Source organism: Morganella sp. B601, from assembly GCF_051172335.1.
In the GTDB taxonomy this organism is placed as follows: domain Bacteria; phylum Pseudomonadota; class Gammaproteobacteria; order Enterobacterales; family Enterobacteriaceae; genus Morganella; species Morganella morganii.
The window spans coordinates 327,617-350,122 of sequence record NZ_JBPIZE010000004.1 but is presented as its reverse complement, the minus strand read 5'-3'; the positions used below and the strand labels follow the sequence as shown (position 1 = coordinate 350,122).

General features: G+C 54.4%; 19 protein-coding genes. 13 read left to right on the top strand and 6 right to left on the bottom strand.

Annotated elements, in window-relative coordinates; genetic code table 11:
• Positions 1 to 192: 192 nt before the first annotated feature.
• The 4 genes from hdcC (at position 193) to hisS (ending at position 5,668) form a co-directional block, all read left to right on the top strand.
• Positions 193 to 1,554 carry a histidine-histamine antiporter gene (gene hdcC / locus ACSBQN_RS13230; RefSeq protein ID WP_024474396.1) on the top strand — a complete coding sequence of 454 codons (1,362 nt, stop codon included), beginning with the start codon at positions 193 to 195 and terminating at the stop codon, positions 1,552 to 1,554.
• Between the two features lie 50 nt (positions 1,555 to 1,604).
• On the top strand, positions 1,605 to 2,741 hold the full coding sequence (locus ACSBQN_RS13225; protein WP_024474395.1) for a histidine decarboxylase: 1,137 nt from the start codon (positions 1,605 to 1,607) through the stop codon (positions 2,739 to 2,741).
• A 202-nt stretch (positions 2,742 to 2,943) separates the two neighbouring features.
• Positions 2,944 to 4,386: an amino acid permease gene (locus ACSBQN_RS13220; protein ID WP_004241240.1), complete on the top strand. Its 1,443-nt coding sequence runs from the start codon at positions 2,944 to 2,946 to the stop codon at positions 4,384 to 4,386.
• 10 nt (positions 4,387 to 4,396) lie between these two features.
• Entirely contained in the window at positions 4,397 to 5,668 is a 1,272-nt protein-coding gene (gene hisS / locus ACSBQN_RS13215) for a histidine--tRNA ligase (protein WP_004241239.1), read from the top strand.
• Between the two features lie 54 nt (positions 5,669 to 5,722).
• Here hisS and ACSBQN_RS13210 read toward each other — a convergent pair whose 3' ends face one another.
• Positions 5,723 to 6,460: a GntR family transcriptional regulator gene (locus ACSBQN_RS13210; protein ID WP_004241238.1), complete on the bottom strand. Its 738-nt coding sequence runs from the start codon at positions 6,458 to 6,460 to the stop codon at positions 5,723 to 5,725.
• Between the two features lie 249 nt (positions 6,461 to 6,709).
• Between ACSBQN_RS13210 and ACSBQN_RS13205 the strand changes: the two genes are divergently transcribed.
• The 3 genes from ACSBQN_RS13205 to ACSBQN_RS13195 are packed head-to-tail and all read left to right on the top strand — an operon-like array spanning position 6,710 to position 10,092.
• Positions 6,710 to 7,729: an ADP-ribosylglycohydrolase family protein gene (locus ACSBQN_RS13205; RefSeq protein ID WP_289649175.1), complete on the top strand. Its 1,020-nt coding sequence runs from the start codon at positions 6,710 to 6,712 to the stop codon at positions 7,727 to 7,729.
• Positions 7,726 to 9,126 (top strand): purine-cytosine permease family protein, encoded by a 1,401-nt coding sequence (locus ACSBQN_RS13200; protein WP_354633112.1) that lies wholly within the window; start codon positions 7,726 to 7,728, stop codon positions 9,124 to 9,126. The genes ACSBQN_RS13205 and ACSBQN_RS13200 overlap by 4 nt, the downstream gene beginning before the upstream one ends.
• Before the next feature lie 9 nt (positions 9,127 to 9,135).
• A complete protein-coding gene (locus ACSBQN_RS13195; RefSeq protein WP_036408261.1) occupies positions 9,136 to 10,092 on the top strand; it encodes a PfkB family carbohydrate kinase in 957 nt (318 codons plus the stop codon).
• 62 nt (positions 10,093 to 10,154) lie between these two features.
• On the opposite strand, the gene ACSBQN_RS13190 is transcribed toward ACSBQN_RS13195, so the two are convergent.
• From ACSBQN_RS13190 to gntR, 4 genes are all read right to left on the bottom strand, one after another.
• Positions 10,155 to 11,216 carry a methyl-accepting chemotaxis protein gene (locus ACSBQN_RS13190; protein WP_024474391.1) on the bottom strand — a complete coding sequence of 354 codons (1,062 nt, stop codon included), beginning with the start codon at positions 11,214 to 11,216 and terminating at the stop codon, positions 10,155 to 10,157.
• Between the two features lie 169 nt (positions 11,217 to 11,385).
• The gene (gene gntU / locus ACSBQN_RS13185) at positions 11,386 to 12,723 is read right to left on the bottom strand and encodes a gluconate transporter (RefSeq protein ID WP_024474390.1); all 1,338 of its coding nucleotides are present in this window, start codon (positions 12,721 to 12,723) and stop codon (positions 11,386 to 11,388) included.
• The gene (gene gntK, locus ACSBQN_RS13180) at positions 12,720 to 13,262 is read right to left on the bottom strand and encodes a gluconokinase (protein WP_024474389.1); all 543 of its coding nucleotides are present in this window, start codon (positions 13,260 to 13,262) and stop codon (positions 12,720 to 12,722) included. The genes gntU and gntK overlap by 4 nt, the downstream gene beginning before the upstream one ends.
• A gap of 170 nt (positions 13,263 to 13,432) precedes the next feature.
• Entirely contained in the window at positions 13,433 to 14,428 is a 996-nt protein-coding gene (gene gntR / locus ACSBQN_RS13175) for a gluconate operon transcriptional repressor GntR (RefSeq protein WP_024474388.1), read from the bottom strand.
• Between the two features lie 200 nt (positions 14,429 to 14,628).
• Here gntR and ACSBQN_RS13170 point away from each other — a divergent pair, with 200 nt between their 5' ends.
• From ACSBQN_RS13170 to ACSBQN_RS13145, 6 genes are all read left to right on the top strand, one after another.
• The gene (locus ACSBQN_RS13170; RefSeq protein ID WP_024474387.1) at positions 14,629 to 15,660 is read left to right on the top strand and encodes an ABC transporter substrate-binding protein; all 1,032 of its coding nucleotides are present in this window, start codon (positions 14,629 to 14,631) and stop codon (positions 15,658 to 15,660) included.
• Positions 15,657 to 16,670 carry a FecCD family ABC transporter permease gene (locus ACSBQN_RS13165; RefSeq protein ID WP_354633114.1) on the top strand — a complete coding sequence of 338 codons (1,014 nt, stop codon included), beginning with the start codon at positions 15,657 to 15,659 and terminating at the stop codon, positions 16,668 to 16,670. Before ACSBQN_RS13170 ends, ACSBQN_RS13165 begins: the two co-directional genes overlap by 4 nt.
• Positions 16,667 to 17,440, top strand: a complete 774-nt coding sequence (locus tag ACSBQN_RS13160) for an ABC transporter ATP-binding protein (RefSeq protein ID WP_214177042.1) — start codon at positions 16,667 to 16,669, stop codon at positions 17,438 to 17,440. Before ACSBQN_RS13165 ends, ACSBQN_RS13160 begins: the two co-directional genes overlap by 4 nt.
• Positions 17,437 to 18,276 carry a class I SAM-dependent methyltransferase gene (locus ACSBQN_RS13155; RefSeq protein ID WP_337137124.1) on the top strand — a complete coding sequence of 280 codons (840 nt, stop codon included), beginning with the start codon at positions 17,437 to 17,439 and terminating at the stop codon, positions 18,274 to 18,276. The genes ACSBQN_RS13160 and ACSBQN_RS13155 overlap by 4 nt, the downstream gene beginning before the upstream one ends.
• A complete protein-coding gene (modD, locus tag ACSBQN_RS13150; RefSeq protein WP_024474383.1) occupies positions 18,273 to 19,118 on the top strand; it encodes a ModD protein in 846 nt (281 codons plus the stop codon). The genes ACSBQN_RS13155 and modD overlap by 4 nt, the downstream gene beginning before the upstream one ends.
• Before the next feature lie 128 nt (positions 19,119 to 19,246).
• Entirely contained in the window at positions 19,247 to 21,175 is a 1,929-nt protein-coding gene (locus ACSBQN_RS13145) for a TonB-dependent receptor plug domain-containing protein (protein ID WP_024474382.1), read from the top strand.
• A 54-nt stretch (positions 21,176 to 21,229) separates the two neighbouring features.
• On the opposite strand, the gene ACSBQN_RS13140 is transcribed toward ACSBQN_RS13145, so the two are convergent.
• Positions 21,230 to 22,501, bottom strand: a complete 1,272-nt coding sequence (locus tag ACSBQN_RS13140; RefSeq protein ID WP_024474381.1) for an MFS transporter — start codon at positions 22,499 to 22,501, stop codon at positions 21,230 to 21,232.
• Positions 22,502 to 22,506: the final 5 nt, after the last annotated feature.

The following is a 22,506-nucleotide window of genomic DNA, read 5'->3' as shown; positions in this document are numbered from 1 at the left end:
AAAGGGGGACAGAGTCACTTACTGCAAAACGGCACATAAAATATTCATTTTCAGCTGAAACTGTTATAGAAGCGCTGTTTTTTTTGATCGATATCAAATTTAGAACGACATTTAAAAATTAAGTTTCCCGTATCTCGGTAATTGTCATCGGGTGCACCTTTCCAATTAAACAATCATTACAGGAAAAGCATTATGGGAAACATGAGTGCCAGTTCCGCCCATAAAATGGGGGTGGTCGCGCTGACCCTGGTAACCGCATCAAATATGATGGGTTCCGGTGTGTTCATGCTGCCGACTAACCTCGCGGGCGTCGGTTACATCTCCTTATGGGGATGGTTATTTACAATCATTGGTGTTATCGCATTAGCCTTGGTTTTCGCCAAAACCAGTCTTATCACACCGCGTAACGGCGGTATCGTGGCTTACGCCAGCGATGCTTTCGGTCCGTTTATCGGTTTCCAGACCACTGTTTGTTACTGGATCAGTGCCTGGGTCGGTAACGTCGCCCTGCTGGTTGCCGGTGTCGGTTACCTCAGCTACTTCTTCCCTGAACTGAAAAACCCTGCTATCGGCAGCGTCGTTGCTATCGCGATTCTGTGGGGCTTCGTGGTATTAGCCAGCTTCGGTGCCCGTGTCGCCGGTCGTGCGCAGTCATTCACTGCAAGCTGCATGCTGGTTGTTGTTCTGGGTGTCGGTGTGATCGGCTGGTTCTGGTTCGATCCGCAGATGTTCTCTCAGGTTTATAACGGTACCGGTAAAAGCGATACCACAGCCATTATCACTGCGGCATCTATCGCACTGTGGGGCTTCCTGGGTGTTGAATCTGCTGTGGTTTCCAGCGGCCAGGTCGATAAACCTGAATACACTGTACCGCGTGCCACCGTGTATGGTCTGCTGATTGCGTCAGTCTGCTACGTCGGCAGCTGCACCGTGATCATGGGTCTGGTTCCGCACGAAGAACTGGTTAACTCTGCTGCGCCGTTTGCGGATGCTGCCCGTTACATGTTCGGTGAAACTGCCGGTACTGTTGCCTCTATCCTGAGCATCATCGCCTGCTTCGGTTCTATCTCCGGCTGGTTAATCCTGCAGTCTGAAGGTCCGCGTGCCGGTGCAAACCAGGGTCTGTTCCCTAAATTCTTCTCCGATGTGAACAAAAATGACGTTCCGATGAAAAGCCTGATTTTCACCGGTGTGCTGATGAGCCTGGTGCTGTTAATGACCGCGTCACCAAACCTGGCCAAACAGTTCGAAATCGTCATTCTGATGTCTGTCTTCGCATCCCTGCTGCCATACATGTATGCACTGATTTCTCTGCCAATCATCATGGTTTCCAAAAAAATGAACCGCGGCAGCACCTTCATTTTCTATAACGTCCTGGTGGTTATCGGCATTATCTACTGTGTCTTTGCCCTGTTAGGTTCCGGTTCTGATTCTATGTTCTGGGGTCTGGTCATGATGTCAATCACTATCCCGCTGTTCAGCTTCGTGGCCGCAGGCCGTGCGAAAAAAGGCAACGAGATTCTGTACATCAACGACGAACAAAACAAAGCGTGATTTGCTCCGCTTCACAGTCTTAACTTTTGAAAAACAAGAGGTAATTAAGTATGACTCTGTCTATCAATGATCAAAACAAACTTGATGCATTCTGGGCTTATTGCGTAAAAAACCAGTATTTCAACATCGGCTATCCTGAATCAGCGGATTTCGATTACACCAACCTGGAACGTTTTTTACGTTTCTCCATCAACAACTGCGGTGACTGGGGCGAATATTGCAACTACCTGCTGAACTCTTTCGATTTCGAGAAAGAAGTGATGGAGTATTTCGCAGACCTGTTCAAAATTCCGTTTGAAAAAAGCTGGGGTTATGTGACCAACGGCGGTACTGAAGGTAACATGTTCGGTTGCTACCTGGGCCGTGAAATCTTCCCTGACGGTACCCTGTACTATTCAAAAGATACTCACTATTCCGTTGCGAAAATCGTTAAATTACTGCGTATCAAATCTCAGGTTGTTGAATCTCAGCCAAACGGCGAAATCGACTATGACGATCTGATGAAAAAAATCGCTGACGATAAAGAAGCGCATCCGATCATCTTCGCTAACATCGGTACCACTGTCCGCGGTGCTATTGATGATATCGCTGAAATCCAGAAACGCCTGAAAGCAGCCGGTATCAAACGTGAAGATTACTACCTGCATGCTGATGCGGCACTGAGCGGCATGATCCTGCCATTCGTTGATGATGCACAACCATTCACGTTTGCTGACGGTATCGACTCAATCGGTGTTTCCGGCCATAAAATGATTGGTTCACCAATCCCTTGCGGTATCGTTGTTGCGAAGAAAGAAAACGTGGATCGTATTTCTGTTGAAATCGACTACATCTCCGCACACGACAAAACCATCACCGGTTCACGTAACGGTCACACACCACTGATGCTGTGGGAAGCTATCCGTTCACATTCAGCTGAGGAATGGAAGCGCCGCATCACCCGCAGTCTGGATATGGCTCAGTACGCTGTTGACCGTATGCAGAAAGCCGGTATCAATGCATGGCGCAACAAGAACTCCATCACTGTTGTGTTCCCTTGCCCGTCAGAACGCGTCTGGAGAGAACATTGCCTGGCAACTTCCGGCGACGTGGCTCACCTGATTACCACCGCGCACCATCTGGATACCGCGCAGATCGACAAACTGATCGACGACGTTATCGCGGATTTTAACTTACACGCGGCATAAAAAAGGCAGTGGTAAATATCCACTGCCCCCTTACGGTTCGTTGCCGGCGCAGACGCCAATCCTGCCGGCAACGCTCTCTAACCTATACAGCGACACAGGATGATGCAAGAAAAAAGACCAAAAAACACGGCTCAGTTCTCTGATCGTGAGATTTTTTGCTCCCTCATCCGCAGCTGGAGTATTTCTGTGAGGACAAAATGGTATGGTTCCCAATGGTAAATCCACCCACCGCATGGGCCTGACAGCCCTGATCATTATGACGGCTTCCAATATGATGGGAAGCGGCGTGTTTATGTTACCCTCCTCCCTCGCGCATATCGGCTCCATCGCGCTGTGGGGCGGACTGCTGACCTTTTGCGGCGTGCTGGCACTGGCGCTGGTGTTCGCCAAGACCGGTGAAATCTCCCCCTGTAAAGGCGGTGTGATTGCCAATATCGGCCGGACATTCGGGCAGTATATCGGGTTACAGACATCACTTTTTTACTGGCTTTCGACCTGGATAGGCAACTGTGCCTTACTGATCTCCGGTGTCGGTTATCTCTCTTATTTCTTTCCGCAGCTTCACACTCCGCTTTACGCCGCTATTACCGCAATTATTATTCTCTGGGCTTTCGTTCTGCTGGGTTTGCAGGGCGCAAAAGTCGTCGGCTATGCGCAGATTTTTACCGGCCTTTGTATGCTCACCGTTATTCTGAGCATCAGTATTTTCGGCTGGACCAGTTTTGATTACACACGTTATATCACCAGTTTTAATGTTACTCAGACCAGTAACACAGATGCTATTTTTGCCGCTGCCGCGATTTCGCTGTGGGGCTATCTGGGGATCGAATCCGCATCGGTTTCATCCGCCCAGGTGACTAATCCGCACCGCAATATTCCGCTGGCAACCATTATCGGGCTGGTTATTGCCGCCGCCTGCTATCTCAGTTCCACCAATGTCATGATGGGGATCCTGCCCCACGAACAGCTTGTTAACTCCACCGCGCCGTTTGCGGATACCGCCCGCTACCTGTGGGGCGAACATGCGGGACAGATTATCTCTGCGCTCGCCATTATTGCCTGCTTCGGTGCATTACCGGGCTGGCAGATTTTACAGACTGAAGTTCCCCGCTCTGCGGCGGAAGAAGGCACATTCCCGCGTTTTTTTGCGGATGTGAACCGCCACGGTGTGCCGTATAAAGGGCTGATTTGTACCGCCGGGATGATGAGCGCTGTGCTGCTGCTCACCATCTCACCAAGCCTGGAACAGCAATTCCGCAACATCATTATTCTTGCGGTGTCCGCCAGTCTGATCCCGTATGCATTTGCTGTGATTTCCCTGCCGATCGCCATGATCGCAAAAAAAATGCAGTACGGGCGCACCTTTATTATTTACGCCACTCTGAGCCTGATTGGTCTGGGATTCATTATGGTCGCGCTGACAGGCGCCGGAACCAAACCGCTGTTCTGGGGCATGGTGCTGCAGATGTTTACCATTCCGCTGTATCTGTTTTTTATTATGCGCCGCGAAAAAAACACTACTGATCCCCGTCCCGGGCTCGCCCTGTCGTACATCCCGGGGATCTGCGCCGAGCAGACCGCTGAGATGGCGTTATCGGCTGACAATGATGACAGCCGGAATTTCTCACAGAGAAACTGTATATAGAGGACTAAAAATGGAAAAGATTCAGTCAATCAGAGGGATGAGAAGTGTGCTTCCGGAAGAAACACCGGTCTGGCAGTGGCTGGAAAACCGGATCAGGAATATCACTTCCCGCTACGGCTATCAGGAGGTCAGGCTGCCGATTCTGGAACCGGTTGCCCTGTTTGAGCGCGCGGTCGGTGAATCCACCGATATCGTCTCAAAAGAGATGTATAACTTCCTCGATAAAAGCGGCGAGCACATCACCCTGCGCCCGGAAGGTACCAGTGGTTGCGTCCGGACCGTGATTGAGAACAACATGTGCTACAACACCACGCAGCGCCTGTGGTATCAGGGCCCGATGTTCCGTTATGAGCGTCCGCAGAAAGGCCGTCTGCGTCAGTTCACTCAGTTCGGGGTGGAAACCTTCGGCATGCCGGGGGCGGATGTGGATGCAGAGCTTATCTTTATGGTGAAAGATATCTTTAAGGCGCTCGGCGTGGATAAACACGTCCGCCTGGAGATTAACTCCCTCGGGACACCGGAAGAGCGCTCAGAGCACCGTCAGCAGCTGGTGAATTACTTTATGCAGCACAAAGCGCTGCTGGATGAGGACAGCCTGCGCCGTCTGGAAACCAACCCGCTGCGTATCCTGGACAGCAAAAACCCGGATATGCAGGAGATGATTGAAGCGGCACCACGCCTGCTGGACTTCCTCGGTGAGGAATCACAACAGCACTTTGATGATCTGCGCCGTCTGCTGGACAGTGAAAACATTGCTTATGTGGTCAACCCGCGTCTGGTACGCGGGCTGGATTACTACACCCGTACTGTATTTGAGTGGATCACGGAAGAACTGGGTTCACAGGGGACAGTCTGCGGCGGTGGCCGTTACGATGGTCTGGTTGAATTGTTCAGCGGCAAACAGTTACCGGCTTCCGGGTTTGCTATCGGGATCGAACGGCTGTTACTGCTGATCCAGACTCTCGGCCTGGATAAAGATATTGTGAATCAGCCGGATATTGTGGTGACTTATGAAGATCCGGCACAGAATGTGGAAGCGCTGTTACTGGCTAACACACTGCGCCATCAGTTGCCGCAATATAAAATCCTCAATGATTTCACCAGTGCCAAACTGAAGCGTCAGCACAGCAATGCGCTGAAATCCGGCTGCCGTTACATCGTGACGCTCAACCGTGACGGCCAGGTCGGCCTGTGGGATCTGGCGGCGAACACCAATGAAACCCTCACCGCAGACACCCTCGCCAATGCGTTTCTGAATAAAACCATCACTGCGATGGCCTGATAAACAGCAACGTAATATAAACAAAAGCACTGTTTTTACAGTGCTTTTTTGCTTTCAGGCTTTTACCGTAAAGTGGAAATGATAAAAATCACTGCGGCAGATAGCCGTACCGTACTCCAGCACTCTGCCCAGCTTATCGCGGCTTCTGAGGATAATTTTCATCAGTGAGGCTGTCGGCGGAATAGAAAGCAGTTTTGCCTCCTCCGCGGTCGGGTGACAGATAGAGAGAGCATATTCCTGCACATCCGGCTCAATTCCCTGCGCCAGCCAGTGCGCATACAGAGAACCGTCCAGCAGATCAGGACGCGGCAGAAACGCCTCCGGGATAAACATGGTTTCCAGCGAGACCGGAATATCATCCACCAGCCGGACACGTTTGATCACCGCCATCGTATCACCTGCGGATAATTCCAGTTCCGGGGCCAGTGAATCCGGCACAGAGTCCAGCTGACGAATAAGCCAGCGGTTTGACACCTTACCGCTGCCGGCCGCCTGCGCGGAAAAACCGCCGCCGGACAGGTTGTACTGCACCGGCAGATTAATCTGCGTGCCTTTGCCGTGATGCTTCACCACCAGCCCCTGTTTCAGCAGTAAGTCCAGTGCCTTCACCACCGTCACGCGGGATACTCCCAGCGACTGCGATAAACGGCGCTCAGACGGCAGAACACAACCGTGCGTCAGCTGCTTTTGTGTGATGGCTTCTTCAATCCCTTGTTTCAGCTGAAGATATAACGGAACGGTTGATTGTTGATCAAGCCTGTGCTGTAAAAAAGTGAGAAAATCATGTTCCACAAATAGGTTCCTGTCATGCTGCGGATAACGGCTGAAAACAGTGTAGCAACTTTTGTGTCCGCTATCACATACTGATTAAAATCAATTCAACTGGACTACAACTGGACTTATTTGTCGTCTATTATATACTCTATAAAGACAAAGGCTCCACAGCAGTTTTATACCAATAATACAGTTTGTTGTTTTTAATTCATTCAACACCAGTCCAGATAATAATAAATGACACAATCAGCAGCAGTCCCGTTAAATGTGACAGAAAAACGTATTCTCGGTTGTCTTTACGGGCAGGCAACAGGAGATGCAATGGGCATGCCGTCGGAACTCTGGCCGAAGAGCCGGGTCCGTCAGCACTTCGGCTGGATTAATACTTTCCTGCCGGGCCCTGAGGAGAATATTGCCGCCAACGAGTTTGTTGCCGGGGAATTTACCGATGACACCAGTCAGTGTGTTGCCCTGATGGATGCCATTATTGAGGAGCACGGTGCTGTCGTCCCGCAGACGATCGCCCGTCACATAATGGCGTGGGCCACCCGGATAAAGGCGTTTGAAAAAAATATTCTGGGGCCGACATCAAAAGCTGCGCTGAATGCCATACACCAGGGAATACCTTTAGATAGAATAGAGGCAAATGGTGTGACCAACGGTTCCGCGATGCGTGTCGCGCCCGTCGGTTGCCTGATGCCATCATATAATACAGATCGTTTTATTGAGCAGGTCAGGCTCTCCTGTCTGCCGACCCATAAATCCGATATCGCCATTGCCGGTGCTGTTGTGATTGCGCGGGCCGTCAGTCTGGCTGTAGAGGGCACTGACTGGTCTGCGATAAAACAGGCTGTCATACCGCTGGCTGACACTGTTCAGCGCCGGTTTGAGTCCACCTTCAGCCCGCTGCTGGGACGGAGAATTATGTACGCCCTCAATGTGGTCCGCGGGCGCACGGATGAAGAGCAGGCACTGACAGATCTCTATGAGATAGTCGGCGCCGGTATGGATAATATTGAATCTATCCCGTGTGCGATTGCACTCGCGGATTTAGCCAACACCAATCCCGTACGCTGTGCGGTACTGGCTGCAAATCTGGGCGGCGACACGGACACCATCGGTGCCATGGCGACGGCCATCTGCGGCGCAATTCACGGCATTGACAGTTTTGATGCTGACAGTATCGCATTGATAAATCATACAAATAATATCGATTTTACGCCGTATGCCCGCCATCTGGCACAGTTCAGACAGGAGTATGCCGCGACGAACAGGATGATGTCATGAGTCAGCAATCTGTACCTTCAGCGTTGAACAAAACCGATCCGACCATCGAAGAACTGGGTATCGGCCTGATCCCGCCTTCCCGGCAGACCAAAAAACCCGCCGAGCTATTCTTTGTCTGGTGTGCCGCCAATATCGGCATTCTCGGCGTGGTCTACGGCGCGATTATTGTGTCGTTCGGGCTTTCCTTCTTTCAGTCAGTTTTAGCGGCAGTGGTTGGTGTTGCCTCCTTTATTTTAGTGGGGATCACCAGTATCGCCGGTAAAATCGGCCGGACCACCACACTCACCCTTTCCCGCGCCAGCTTTGGCAAAAGCGGCAATATCGCGCCGACGGCTTTCTGCTGGTTTAACCTGATGGGCTGGGAAGCGGTGAATATCATCACCGGCACCCTGACCCTGGCGGCACTGTTCACCGCCATCGGGCTGGGCAGCGGACACCTGATGACCGCCATCGCACTGATACTGTTCGGCGGGCTGACGGTGCTGGTCAGTATTCTCGGGCAGAACACCGTTTTGCTGATGCAGAAATGGATCACGCGGATTTTCGGGGCAATGACCCTGTTTGTCGTGCTCTGGCTGCTGGCGACCGCAGACTGGCAGGCGCTGATCAGCCGTCCTTCCGGTAACTGGATCACCGGCTTCCTGCCTGCGGTGTCCATTATCGCCGCCGGAACCGGGATCAGCTGGGCGATTGCCGGGGCAGATTACAGCCGCGACCAGAGCCCGTCCTCATCCCACGGCCGTATTTTCGGCTCTGTGGTCGGCGGGGCTGCACTGCCGCTGTTACTTCTGATCCTGACCGGTATTTTGCTGACCGCGCAACTGCCTGATCTGGCAGCGGAAGAGAACCCGATTGCCGCAATCGGCGGACTGCTGCCGTCCTGGATGGCGGTGCCGTATCTGGCTGCTGCGGTGGCCGGGATTGTCACTATCGCGGTACTCAGCCTCTATTCCGCCAGTCTCAATCTTCTGAGCATGGGGATCAAACTCAAACAGCGCACCGCCGTTGCTCTTGATGGCTTGATTGTGCTGGCGATCGCGATTTATGTTCTGTTTGTTTCCGGTGATTTCCTCGGGCCGTTTATTTCATTCCTGGTGTTCTGCGGATTGTTCCTCGCATCCTGGGCGGCGATTTTTATCACCGATTACTACTGCAAACACAAAACCGCCGGTTACGATGAAGTTTCGCTCTACGGCGACACCGGGGTTATCTGGCCGACCTTCCTGTGCTGGCTCGGCGGCTCGGTTGCCGGACTGCTGGTCACCAACACCGGCTTTATTAACGGACCGTTTGCCACCGGTGTGTTTGAAAATTCCAGTCTGGGGCTGTTTGTCTCCTTCCTGGTGAGCATGGCGGCGTACCGCCTGACACTGATGATGAAACCGGTACGGGGTTAAACGGAACTGATGGATGTAACGTTACTGACACCACAGCGCCCGGTCGTGGTTATCGGCGCGGCTTTCGGCGATGTGATGCTGGAAGTGAATGCACTGCCGCACAGCGGGGATGATATCAGCGCCCTGCCGCTCGGGCAGCAGATCGGCGGCTGCGCCTTTAATGTCGCCCGTGCGCTGAGCCGTCTCGGTATTGCGCCGGTCAACGGCATTCCCGCCGGAAACGGCAGTTGGGGAAAACAGGTCACTGCCGCGATGGAAAAGGAAAATCTGCCGGTTCTGCTGCGTCATCCGACGCACGATAACGGCTGGTGTCTGGCGCTGGTGGAAGAAAGCAAAGAACGCACATTCATCACCATCGAAGGCTGTGAGCAGCACTGGAGTGACGCGCTGCTCGCACAAATTCCGGTGCCGGACAATGCCCTGATTTATGTCTCCGGTTACGAGCTGGTCAGTCCGGAAAGCGCGCCGCTGCGCAACTGGCTGCTGGCGCAGAGTGCGGATAAAACCCTGTTTGCGGATTTCGGTCCGCGTCTGCGGGACATAGATCCGGACTTTATTGAAAAGCTGCTGGCGAAAAAGCCGCTGCTGACCGTCAACCGTGATGAGCTGGCGCAGCTCAATCCGCAGGGCGGAAAACAGTCTGAGATACAGACAGACGATGCACAGGCGTTTGCCGACAGCTATGGTCTGCCGCTGATTGCCCGCTTTGATAAAGAAGGTGCCGTGGTGTGTCAACCGGGACAACAACCCGTCAGAATCCCGGCGTACAAGGTGCCGGTGGCCGATACCATTGCCGCCGGAGACAGTCACTGCGCCGGCGTTCTCGCCGGACTGGCCTGCGGACAACCACTCACGGATGCCGTACGGACCGGTAATGCGGTGGCGGCCATAGTGGTCAGCCGCCCGGGCTCTGACGGCGCCCCCACCCGCTCTGAACTGAGTGAGTTTTTACATCATCACCTCTGAAACACCGCCCGTTTACCCGACAGCGATGTTCACTCAGCCCCCGGACTCCGGGGGTTTTTCTTTCAGTAACTGATCGATGCCAGCAGATCATCGATGTTCTCAATCACTTCGCGGCTGGCATCTTCCATGGCCGTTAAATGCAGTTCTTCATCATGAAGCGAGCCCTTCGCCCGGGCTTCCAGCGCCAGGCGTCCGGAAAGATGCACCAGCCGGTGCGGCCTTTCCAGTTTCCGGTAGGCATCATGGCCGGTAAACCGCTGTCCTTCGTCCGCGTAATACCATTTGCCGAGACGGCACTGTGTGTGGTCATTAACCGATAAATCCGTGTTTCCGTCCAGCAGGCGGCGGTAGATATCCCCTTTCCAGATAACATGATCCAGTTTGACGGTATTGAGAAATTGCTGCACCGCCACAAACCGGATAATCGCCTCCATCCGCGAGGAGCTGGTGATCATACTCTGTAAGCGATCTTCTGCCTGAACAGCGATAGCGCGGATGCTGCTCACCAGCTTCTGATTATCTTCCGCATCCGTATAAATCGCATTGGCGTGTGACTTTATTTTGCCGGTAAATGCAGTGATATTGACGGCTTCGTCCTGAATTTCACCGGATAATTGTTTTATTTCCCGGGCGATAACCGAAAAACCGGCCCCCCGGCTGCCGACATGAGAAGCTTCAATCGCCGAGTTAACCGCCAGCAGGTTAGTCTGGTTAGCCAGGCGTTCGATATTATTAATATTCTGATTAATCTGTCCCAGCACAGAGACCAGTTTTTGCGTGTAATCAAGCCCTTTATCCGCGTGCTCACTGATATCATCCAGCACACTGCACAGCTCCTGCATATAGCGGCGTGTTTCGCTGTTATGCAGCGCGATTTCATCCAGTGTGCCCTGCTCCCCGGCAAGCCGGGTGCCGGAATCCAGCAGGGAGTTGCGGATAATCTCTATCGCCGCGATCCCATCCAGCAAATGACGGCACAGAATTTCACCGTGAAAGTGCCGCTGTTCATCCGTATTTCCCGTCATCACGTGCTCTGACGGCACCGGATAAACCGCCGGTACCTCCCGGGAGACAACGGGCTGTTTTTTTTGTAAAAACATCCATTTTTTCATTATATTCAGCATGTTAATTCCGGTTAAGACAGATAATACAACTCAGGGAAATAGCGCGGATTGCCGCCGGGGACAGATTGACTATCGGCGGAAAAAACAGAGGCTTTATGCAGATGGCGGGGAGTGATAAAAACAGCAGCGGATTTTAATAACCCGCTGCCGGAGAGTGAAAACGGCAATGTTACAGGAAAGCGAAGAACAGCATACCGACGAGGGCCCCGGTGGTTCCCAGGATGGTTTCCATCAGTGTCCAGGTCTTCAGGGTCTGTGCTTCGGTAGCACCGGTAAATTTCCCGAACAGCCAGAAACCGGAGTCATTCACGTGGCTCAGCACAATAGAGCCGCCCGCGATACAGACAGACAGAGCCGCCAGCTGTGCGCCGGAATAGCCCAGTTCACCGATAACCGGCAGCACCAGACCGACGGTGGTCAGACAGGCAACGGTTGCAGAACCCTGGATCACACGAACGGCGGCAGAGAGAATAAAGCAGGCAGCAGCAATCGGCAGCCCCGCACCAATCAGGGATTCACCCAGCGCCGGACCCACACCGGAATCCACCAGCACCTGTTTGAACACACCACCGGCACCGGTTACCAGCAGGATAATCCCGGCTGGCTGAATAGCGGCAGAGCAGATTTCCATCACTTTATTGCGGCTCATGCCACGGCGGATTGCCAGGCCGTAAATTGCCACCAGACAGGCAATCAGGATCGCCAGGAACGGGTGCCCGATAAACACCAGCCAGGCGTGCAGTTTTGAATCCGGATCCACCATCGGCGCAGCAATGGTTTTCAGACCGACCAGTACCAGCGGGAACAGCACCAGCGCCAGGCTCAGGCCAAACGATGGCATCTTGTGTTGTCCGAGAGCCGGTTCAGTCAGGTCTTCCGGCAGCTCCAGGGTGACAAATTTACTGATAAAGTTACCGAACAGGGGTCCTGCCAGGATCATACCCGGGATCGCCGCACACAGGCCGATCAGGATCATCCAGCCGAAGTCTGCATTCATCTGGTCTGCCAGCAGCATCGGGGTCGGTCCCGGCAGCAGGAAGCAGGCAGCCGCCGCCACACCGGCAAACAGCGGGATAGCAAGGCGTACCACATTACCGCCGGTACGGCGGGCAACGGCGAAGACCACACCGATCAGCAGCACAATCGCCACATCAAAGAACAGCGGCAGAGCACAGATAAGCCCGGCAATCCCCAGCGCGTAATGCGCCCGTTTTTCACCGAAGGACTTCAGCAGTTTGACGGCTATCTGGTCGAGTGCGCCGGTTTCATGCAGGATTTTACCGAACATCGCCCCGAGCGCGACCACTATCGCCAGGAAACCAAGCGTGCCGCCCATGCCGTTCTGCATGGTCTGAGTGATCTGCTCCAGCGGCATGCCGGAAAACAGCCCCGCGCCGATAGCCACAATCATCAGTGCCACGAACGCATGCAGCCGCGCCACCATCACCAGGAACAGCAGCAGTAATACCGACCCGGCGGCGGTTAACACCAGGGTTAATGTTGTCATGACTGACCTCCGGAAACCTGTCTGATAATCTGAACCGCGCCCGCAATCACATCCTCAAGCGGCGGCTGAATGTCCAGCACCTGCACATCCTGCTCTGCGGCAGTATCCGGTGCTTCTAAGGTATCGAACTGTGTGATCAGCATTTCCGGTTTGAAGAAATGCCCTTTGCGGGCTTTCAGGCGACTTTCGATCAGCTCAAAATCCCCTTTCAGCCAGATAAATGACAGGTTTTTGTTCTGGCAGCGCAGGATATCGCGGTAGCTTTTTTTCAGCGCCGAACAGACAATCACCGAAAGCTCATTGGTCCGCTGCATAGCAAAAATCGCGTCGTTGATGGCTTTCAGCCACGGTTCGCGATCGGCATCATTCAGCGGGTGCCCGGCCGCCATTTTTTCGATATTGGCACGCGGATGCAGGTAATCCCCGTCCAGAAAGGCCGCATTCAGCCCGGTCGCAACCCCGTTAGCCACAGCGGATTTTCCGCAGCCGGAAACCCCCATCAAAACAAAGGCGTGATGTGGTTTTTGGCTATCACTCATAACAATTCCTCTTATGCGGTCATTATCACCGGATATGTTACCGGTAACTATTACCGGTAACATTACCAACGGATATGGTTACAATGCAATCAAACACTGTTTTCGGATGAACAAATTGTGACAGTTATCTCAAATGAAATTCCTGTCACTTCAGGAAGGGCCGGGAGCCGTTAAATACTCTCTCCCGGTAATAATTCGAAGCCGACATCCACTATCTGCTGAGGCGGCAGCTCGCCGCGCAGACGTGCCAGCAGCACTTCTGCCGCACGGCGGCCCATCAGGTCACGAGGTGTGAGGACACTCGCCAGTTTCGGGGTCATCACACGACCGACATCATGGCCGTGGAACCCGGCAACCGCCAGATCCTGCGGGATGCGGATCCCGAGACGCTGACACTCAAAAATAGCCCCGATAGCAAGGTCATCGTTGGTACAGAACAGCCCGTCAGCATCCGGATAATCGGCTCTGACCTGGTGCAGTTGTCTCGCCCCCAGCGAATACGAGGAGCTTTCCTGTGTCATTACATTGCCCGGTTCAAGCCCGGCATCCCGCATGGCCTGTTCATAACCCTGAAGACGCATGAATGTCCGTTCGTCATGACGCGCGCCGAGGTAAATCACACGGCGGCAGCCGCGTGCAATCATGGCCTGCGTCATTTCAAATGACGCGAGCCGGTTATCCAGCCCGACGGCGGAATCATAGCAGGGGGAGACGCTGTCCATCAGCTCAACCACCGGAATACCGGCGGTGGCCAGCATTTTCAGGGTGCGCGGGGTGTGGGTGCGTTCGGCCAGGATCAGGCCGTCGATATTGTAAGACAACAGGGAGACCAGGCGATCTTCTTCTTTCTCCGCCTGATAGCCGTAGTGCGCCAGCATGGTCTGATAACCGGCCGCATCCGTCACGGTTTCGATACCACGGATCACTTCAGCAAACACCTGGTTGGTCAGCGAGGGCAGCAACACGCCGATAGCCCGGCTGGTGGCGTTGGATAAAATATCCGGCACCCGGTTCGGGATATACCCCAGTTCATCGAGGGTACGGGCAATCGTGCCGCGCAGTTTTTCGGAAACCTGTTCGGGGTTACGCAAAAAGCGGCTGATAGTCATTTTGGTTACACCAACGCGGTCAGCCACGTCCTGTAACGAAGGGCGTTTTTTCTTCATAGTGCTTATCTTAATACAGACTGGTCTGTGTGTCGTCATATCCGCCGAAAGAGGCCGTAGTTATACCGTATTCCGCCCGGAATTTTACCTTGTTTTGACTTACTTCCCTATTTACCGCTGATTTTATTGACTCACCTCATGCTCTGCGCTAACGTCCCGCTGTATAACAATACATATAACGATAATGACGACTGATCACGATGACACTTAACCGCCTCTGTTCCGGATTTCTTTTCTGCTGCGCACTGCTGTTCACTTTCCCGGCATTGTCAGCCGCTGCCGCGCCGGAAACCGCCTCTCAGGTCTTTATTTATGGTCAGCTTCCGCCGCCGGAAGCCATTCACCGTGTGGTCAGCAGCGGCCCGCCGACTGATCAGCTGCTGTTTGCGGTCGCCCCGGAAAAACTGCCGGGCTTCGCCTCCCTGTCAGTAAAAAATAACCCGTATTTTGCCCCCCGCTGGCGCGCGCTGCCGGTCACCGGACGTCTCTCCGGACGCGGCAGTACCCTCTCCCCGGAAACCCTGCTGGCGCTGGCGCCGGATGTGATTGCTGACAGCGGGCTGACCGATGAAACTTACCGCTCTCAGGCCGCCCGTTTCAGCCGCCAGACCGGTATTCCGTATATTCTGTTGTCCGGCAATCTGACACAAACCCCGGATCTGCTGCGTCAGGCCGGTGCATTGCTGGGGGAAGCAGAACGCACGGAACAACAGGCACAGCTGGCGGAGAAATGGCTGAGGGATGCTGCCGCTTTTGCTGATCGCCAGATACACAAACGCCGTTTTTATATGGCTCGCGGCGCGAAAGGCCTGCAAACCGGTCTGCGTGGTTCGATTCATAGCGAAGCCCCGGAATTACTGGGGTTTGAGAATGTCGCGGATGTCCCGGATATGCAGGGACTGGCGGAAGTCTCTTTCGAACAGTTACTGCAGTGGAACCCGGATTTTATTATCGCCCAGGATGCCGTGACGTATGATGCCATTATGCAGGGTGAGGTCTGGCAGAGCCTGGATGCAGTGAAGAATAAACAGGTCTTTTACTATGCCGGGCTGCCGTTCGGCTGGCTCGACAGCCCGCCGGGGCTGAACCGGCTTTTAGGGCTGCGCCGCCTTCAGGCACAGTTTGAGCCGGAGAGTACCGATCTGAAAGCAGACACCGGTTTGTTTTTCAGTCTGTTCTATCACTCTCCGCTATCGGAGGCACAGATTAACAGTCTGTTATCCGCCCGATGACCACCTCCGCCAAAACTCTGTTACTGCTTGTGCTGCTGGTGCTGGTCACCGGCATTGCTCTGAATGTTGGTAAGTTCTCACTGACTCCGCAGCAACTGTGGGATGTGGTGCAGGCGAAAATCACCGGCAACAGCGGCGCGGATGAGCCGGCGCTGAGCCGCGATATGACGGTCTTCTGGCAAATCCGTCTGCCGCGCATTGCCGCCGCACTGATTATCGGCGGCGGACTGGCGATAGCCGGGGCGGCGTATCAGGGCATGTTCCGTAACCCGCTGGTTTCACCGGATATCCTGGGTGTTTCCGCAGGTGCCGGGGTTGGTGCGATCCTCGGAATTTTTGCAGGTCAGTCAATGCTCACTATCCAGCTGTTCGCCTTCACCGGCGGGCTGTGTGTGGTTGCCCTGGTCTATTCTGTCGCCCGGCTGGCGCGTCAGCATGATCCGGTACTGGCGCTGGTGCTGGTCGGGATCGCTGTCAGCGCCCTGTGCGGCTCCGCCATTTCCCTGATGAAAATTCTGGCCGATCCCTATACCCAACTGCCCGCCATGACCTTCTGGCTGCTCGGAGGTCTGTCCGCGATTTCACCGGATGATATTAAAACCACCGCCCCGCTGATTTTCGCCGGGATGGTGCCGCTTCTGCTGCTGCGCTGGCGTATGAATCTGCTCAGCCTGAGTGATGAGGAAGCCCGCGCACTCGGGCTGAATGTTACCGTGACGCGGCTGATTTTTATTGCCTCCGCCACCCTGATCACCGCCAGTGCGGTCTCCGTCGCGGGGATTATCGGCTGGCTCGGGCTGATTGTCCCGCATATCACCCGTTTGTTAGTGGGTGCCAACTTCAGCCACCAGCTGCCGGTGTCACTGCTGATCGGCGCCATCATGCTGCTGCTGACAGACACGCTCGCGCGTACTATTGCCCCGATTGAACTACCGCTCGGCATTCTGACCTCTGCGGTCGGCGCACCTTTCTTTATTTTTCTGCTGTTGCAGACCCGGAGGAACGGATGAGCGATGTCCTGACCACCCGCGGCCTGGCCGTCGGCTACGGAGAGAAGTTAATACTCACTGACATAAATCTGCAATTACATCAGGGAGAAATTATCTGTCTGCTCGGTGCCAACGGCTGCGGCAAAACCACGCTGATGAAAACCCTGCTCGGCCTGTTACCACCAAAGTCCGGGGAGATCAGCATTGATAACACACCGCTGCGTGACTGGAGTGCCGCCGCACTCGCCCGCCGCGTTGCCTATGTGCCTCAGGCGCACAATATGCCGTTTTCTTTCCGGGTGACGGATATGGTCGCGCTCGGACGCAGTGCCCACCTCTCCCTGTTTGCCGCCCCGGGACGCGCTGAACGGCAGATGGCAGAGCAGGAACTGGATCATCTGGGGATCGCCCATCTGGCACAACGCTCCTATTCCTGCCTGAGCGGCGGGGAAAAACAGCTGGTACTGATTGCCCGCGCCCTGGTACAACAGCCGGGGCTGCTGATTATGGATGAACCAGCAGCCAGTCTCGATTTCGGCAATCAGATAAAATTACTTAATAAAATCGAACAGTTACGTGAGAGAGGGATCACCGTGCTGATGTCCACCCACCACCCGCAGCATGCGGCGGCCGTGGCGGACAGTATCGTAATGCTCAGCAAAGACAGCCCCGCCTGCCAGGACAAACCTGCCGCGCTGCTCACACCGGAAACCCTGGCGGCACTCTATCATGTGACACCAGAACATATTGCTGCCCACTTCGCGCAGCCAGCTTATAAGGGATGCTCATGACTATTGATGATATCGATTTCGCACAACTCTACCGCGACCATCTCGCACAGGCCGAACGTACCCGCAAAGATCCGGAACACTGGGATAAACGTGCGGAGAAAATGGCACAAAACTGTGCGAACCCCGCCGATCCTTACCTGATCCGCTTTAAAGAGATTGTCGATACTACCGGCGCAAAAACCCTGCTGGATGTCGGCTGCGGGCCGGGCTCTGTCGCGTTGCAGCTGGCGGACAGCTTTGAGCAGGTCACCGGTATTGATTACAGCGAAGGGATGCTGAAAGTCGCGCGTCAGCGGGCACAGACTCAGGGCTGTTCACACGTCACCTTCCGCCACTGCGCCTGGGAAGATGACTGGTCAGCTCTGCCGCCGTGCGATATCGCTGTGGCCTCCCGCTCCACGCTGGTGATGGATTTACAGGCCGCGCTGCTGAAACTGAACCGCCATGCGCGGCTGCGGGTTTACACCACCCACACTGTCAGCCCGACATTTGTCGATATCCGCGTGATCCGCGCCATCGGCCGCACGCCGGTCACGCTGCCGACCTATATTTACGCGGTGAATATTCTCAACCAGCTCGGCATTCATCCGGATGTGGAATTTATCCGCAGCCCGAACTGCCAGAGCCGCGACAATATGACCTTTGAGCAGTTTGCTGAGGGTGTGGTCTGGTCACTGGGACAGCTTGATGATCATGAAATGAGGCTGCTGCGCCGCTATTACGACCAGCAGGCGGCTGACGGCCTGCCGGTGGTGCCGGCCACCCGCGACTGGGCCATGGTTTCCTGGAATGTGGTACCGGAATCCGCCCTGCTGCTGCCGGGAGGTCAGAAGTGATCTACTACAGTGATGCCTTTCTGGACAGCCTCCTGCTGGAGGACATTCATTACGGCGATCTCACCACCCGCGCACTCGGCATCGGCACGCAGAACGGAGAAATGCACTTTTCCCGCAAGCAGGCCGGTTATGTCAGCGGGCTGATATTGGGTCAGAAATTACTGGAAAAACTAGGCTTACAGACACAATTGCATGCGAACGACGGCGATCATACGGAAGCAGGCGATCTGCTGCTGACCGCAACCGGTCGTGCGGAAGCGCTGCATCAGGGCTGGAAGATTGTCCAGAATGTGATTGAGTGGAGCAGCGGCGTGACACAGATGACCCGCTGCATGGTGGATACCCTTCGTCAGTATCAGCCGGACGCACAGCTGGCCTGCACCCGTAAAAATATTCCCGGCACCAAGCTGCTGGCAACCGCAGCTGTACTGGCCGGGAAAGGCATTATTCACCGTCAGGGCTGCGCGGAAACTATTCTGCTGTTTGCCAATCACCGCCGTTTCCTGGCAGAGCCGGAAAACTGGTGTGCGGCGATTGCAGCACTGCGCCATGAGGCCCCGGAAAAGACCATTATTGCCGAGGCGGACAATCCGGATGAAGCTTATCAGGCGCTGAAAGGCCGCCCGGATGTGCTGCAGCTGGATAAATTCAGCCCTGATGATATCCGCCGTCTCGTCAAAGACGCGGCGGTGCTGGCTCCGGGCTGCACACTGTCTGCTGCAGGCGGGCTGAATGCAGAGACCATCGGGCAGTATGCGGATACCGGCGTGAAGCTGTTTGTCACGTCCGCGCCGTATTATGCGTCCCCGGCAGATATTAAAGTCCGGCTATATCCGCGCTGACGGAAAACCGCACAACCTTATAGTGAGTTAAGGGATAAACCGGTCAGGTCACTGAACCGGCCGTTTTATCCTTTTGTTTGGCAAGTCGTTATATAAATAAATACATATCGGTAACAGGAAAAATAACAATGAAACGAACTCTACTCTGCTCAGCTATTCTGCTGGCAACCGCGCCTGCGGTACAGGCAGAAAGCGCAGATATTCTGACCGTCTGGGGCAGCCCGGTGGCCTCCAATCCGGATGTCATCACACAGCCGCAGATGCAGTCGCTGAACAAAACCAACGCGGCGACAGCCATCAGCACCATGCCGGGTGTGGTTCTCGAAAAATCCGGCAACCGCAATGAGCTGACGGTAAAAGTCCGTGGTTTTGACAGCCGACAGGTGCCGGTGTTCTTCGACGGGATCCCGACTTATGTCCCGTATGACGGCAACCTTGACCTCGGCCGCTTTATGACCAGCGAACTGGAAAGTATTGAGGTGAGCAAAGGCTATACCTCGCTGTTACAGGGCCCGAACCTGATGGGCGGTGCAATCAACCTCACCACCGCCACCCCGAAAAAACCGTTTGAGGCCAATGTGTCATTCAGCCAGGGCTTCGCACGCGGCGCGGATAATGCCTATAACACCAGCGCCCGTGTCGGCGCACGCAGCGACCTCGGGTTTATCCAGGTCAGCGGCAGCCAGTACAAACAGCGTTTCCTCGGCCTGCCGGGCTCCGATGATGACAATGCCCTGGCTGGCAGCAACGGCCGCCGTGCGCATTCCGCATCCGATGATAAACGCGGCATGGTGAAAGTGGGCTGGACCCCGCGTGAAACCGACCAGTATGTCTTTACCTATCTGAAGCAGGACGGCAGCAAAGACAGTTCGCCGTCTGCGGTGCCGGGCAAAGGCAAATACAGCTGGTGGGAATGGCCGGATTACAACAAAGAGAGCTACTATTTCAACAGCACCACTCAGCTGACAGACGGCGTGAACCTCCAGGGCCGCCTGTTCCATGACAAGTTTGAAAATACCCTGCTGATGTATAAAAAAGACGGCAAAGGGTACGATTACAGCTATTACGATGATTTCAGCAACGGCGCCTCTCTCCAGTTAGGGATCGATATGCGCGAAAGCGATCTGCTGTCATTCTCCGCACACTGGAAAGATGACGTTCACCGCGCACAGAAACAGCGTAACGGGGATATTCTGCGTTACAAAGATCGCACTTATTCTGTCGCTACCGAATACCAGTGGGCAGCCACGTCTGATCTCGATTTCATCGGTGCCATCGGCTATGACTGGCGCGAAAGCCGTCAGGCGGATAAAGGTGCGGATGATAATGATCAGCACGCGTTTAACTGGGAAGTGATGTCAAAATACACCTTCGCCAACCAGGACAACGTGCGGGTCTCCGTGTCTGACCGCAGCCGCTTCCCGACACAGAAAGAGCGCTATACCACTGAAAAACCAAAAGACGGCTCGCTGGGTATCATTAACCCGAACCTGAAAGCCGAACGCGCACTGACCTTCGATTTAACCTATGAAGGGAATATCACCGATAAATGGGGCTACCAGGCCAGCATCTATCACAACCGCGTGGAAGATGCGATCCTCGCGCACACAGTGATTAAAAACGGTGACCGCTACTTCCAGAACCAGAACAGTGGCCGTGTGGATTACACCGGGCTGGATCTGGGCGTGAAAGGCGAAGTCAGTGACTGGCTGAAAACCGGGATCAACTACAGCTACATCCACAGTGATCCGAAAGATGTTGATCATGCGGAAGGGCTGCCGAAGCATAAAATGTATGCCTGGGTGAAAGTCACACCGATAGAGCCGCTGTCGATCACCCTGTCCGAAGAGTTCCGTGCCTGGAGCTATCAGTATAACGACAGTAATGAGAAAGTGGCCGGTTATGCTCTTACCGGCCTGCGCGTGGATTATGACTTCGGTTACGGCATTTCCGCCAATGCCTCCGTCAATAACCTGTTTGATAAATCCTACGAGTACACCAACGGCTATATGGAAGAAGGCCGTAACTTCTGGCTGGGCGTGGAATACCGCTATTAATCAGCAGGACGCTTTTTGTGCAAAGCCCCCCTTTTCGGGGGGCTTTCTGTATTTTCAGACTGACGGGGAGAGTGTCATTCCGCCGCCCGCCGCTTCCCGGCGGTTGATCTGACGCAGCAGGAAGGTTGCCACCACACCCAGCAGCGCACAGGCGACCGAGAGCATAAAGATATAGCTGTAGCCGGTTTCGCCGTATTTATCCAGCCAGTAGCCGGCAACGGAATAATAGAACGCGTCCGGGGAAAAGCCGATAAAGGAGGCAAAACCCACCACCGCACCGGTGGTTTTCATCGGGATTTTCGATTCTGCGACTGAGGCAAAATAGATACCGCGGAATGCAAACAGTAACGCACTCAGCACCACCATATTCACCACCGCAAACCACATAAAGGCATTACCTTTCGGGATCACGAGGAACAGAGCACAGTTCACGGCCATGATAATAAAACCGACAAACATCACGCTGATAGATGATCCGACTTTATCCGTCACGATCCCCGCCACCGGAGAGGCCACCATTTTGATCACATAGGTGCGGATAATCGACAGCGCCGTCACCAGGGTAATCGGTACCACATACACCTGTGACAGATACGGGCTGAGATACGTCAGGCTGGAGAACACCACATAGGTGGAGAAAATAATCAGCCCGATCAGCCACGCCTTCGGCATGCTCACCACACTCATCAGCGAACGGAATGTGGTTTTTTCTTCCGGTTCGCCGCTGTCAGTGGTACTGCTGCGGTGCGCGATCAGGAAGAACAGCAGCACGCCGCAGATCACAGAAGCGCCGGAGTAAAGCCAGACGACGTAACGGAAGCCGATTGCCGCTTCAGCGAATTTGCCGAAGAAATAGAGACCGGTGAACGAGATCAGTGTGCCGGATACGCCGGATAATCCTTCGTAAAACCCGAAGATCCGCCCCTGCTCTTTTTCCGTACCCTGCATCCGCACCACTTTGATCGATGCGGCGAAGAATGTCAGGATCGTCGTGACGCCCCACAAAACGTGGATCAGCAGGATCGTGTTATACGACGGGAAGGTCGCAAACCAGAATCCCAGTGACCCGGAGGCGATCAGCGAGAAGGTGATCAGGTTGCGCAGTGAAAAACGATCCGCAAACCAGCCGCCGAAAAAGTAGGAAAACATACCAATCAGGCCATACAGGCTGAGCAGGTTACCAATCTCAATGTGTGTCAGTCCCAGCGCCTGCTGCATCGGATCATAAAACGAGGACTTCAGGTAAGGCAGGCTGTACATTGCGGTGGTACCGAATGCCAGCAGAAACAGAATCAGCATCCGTCTGACGCGGGATTGATTTGCCATGTGAT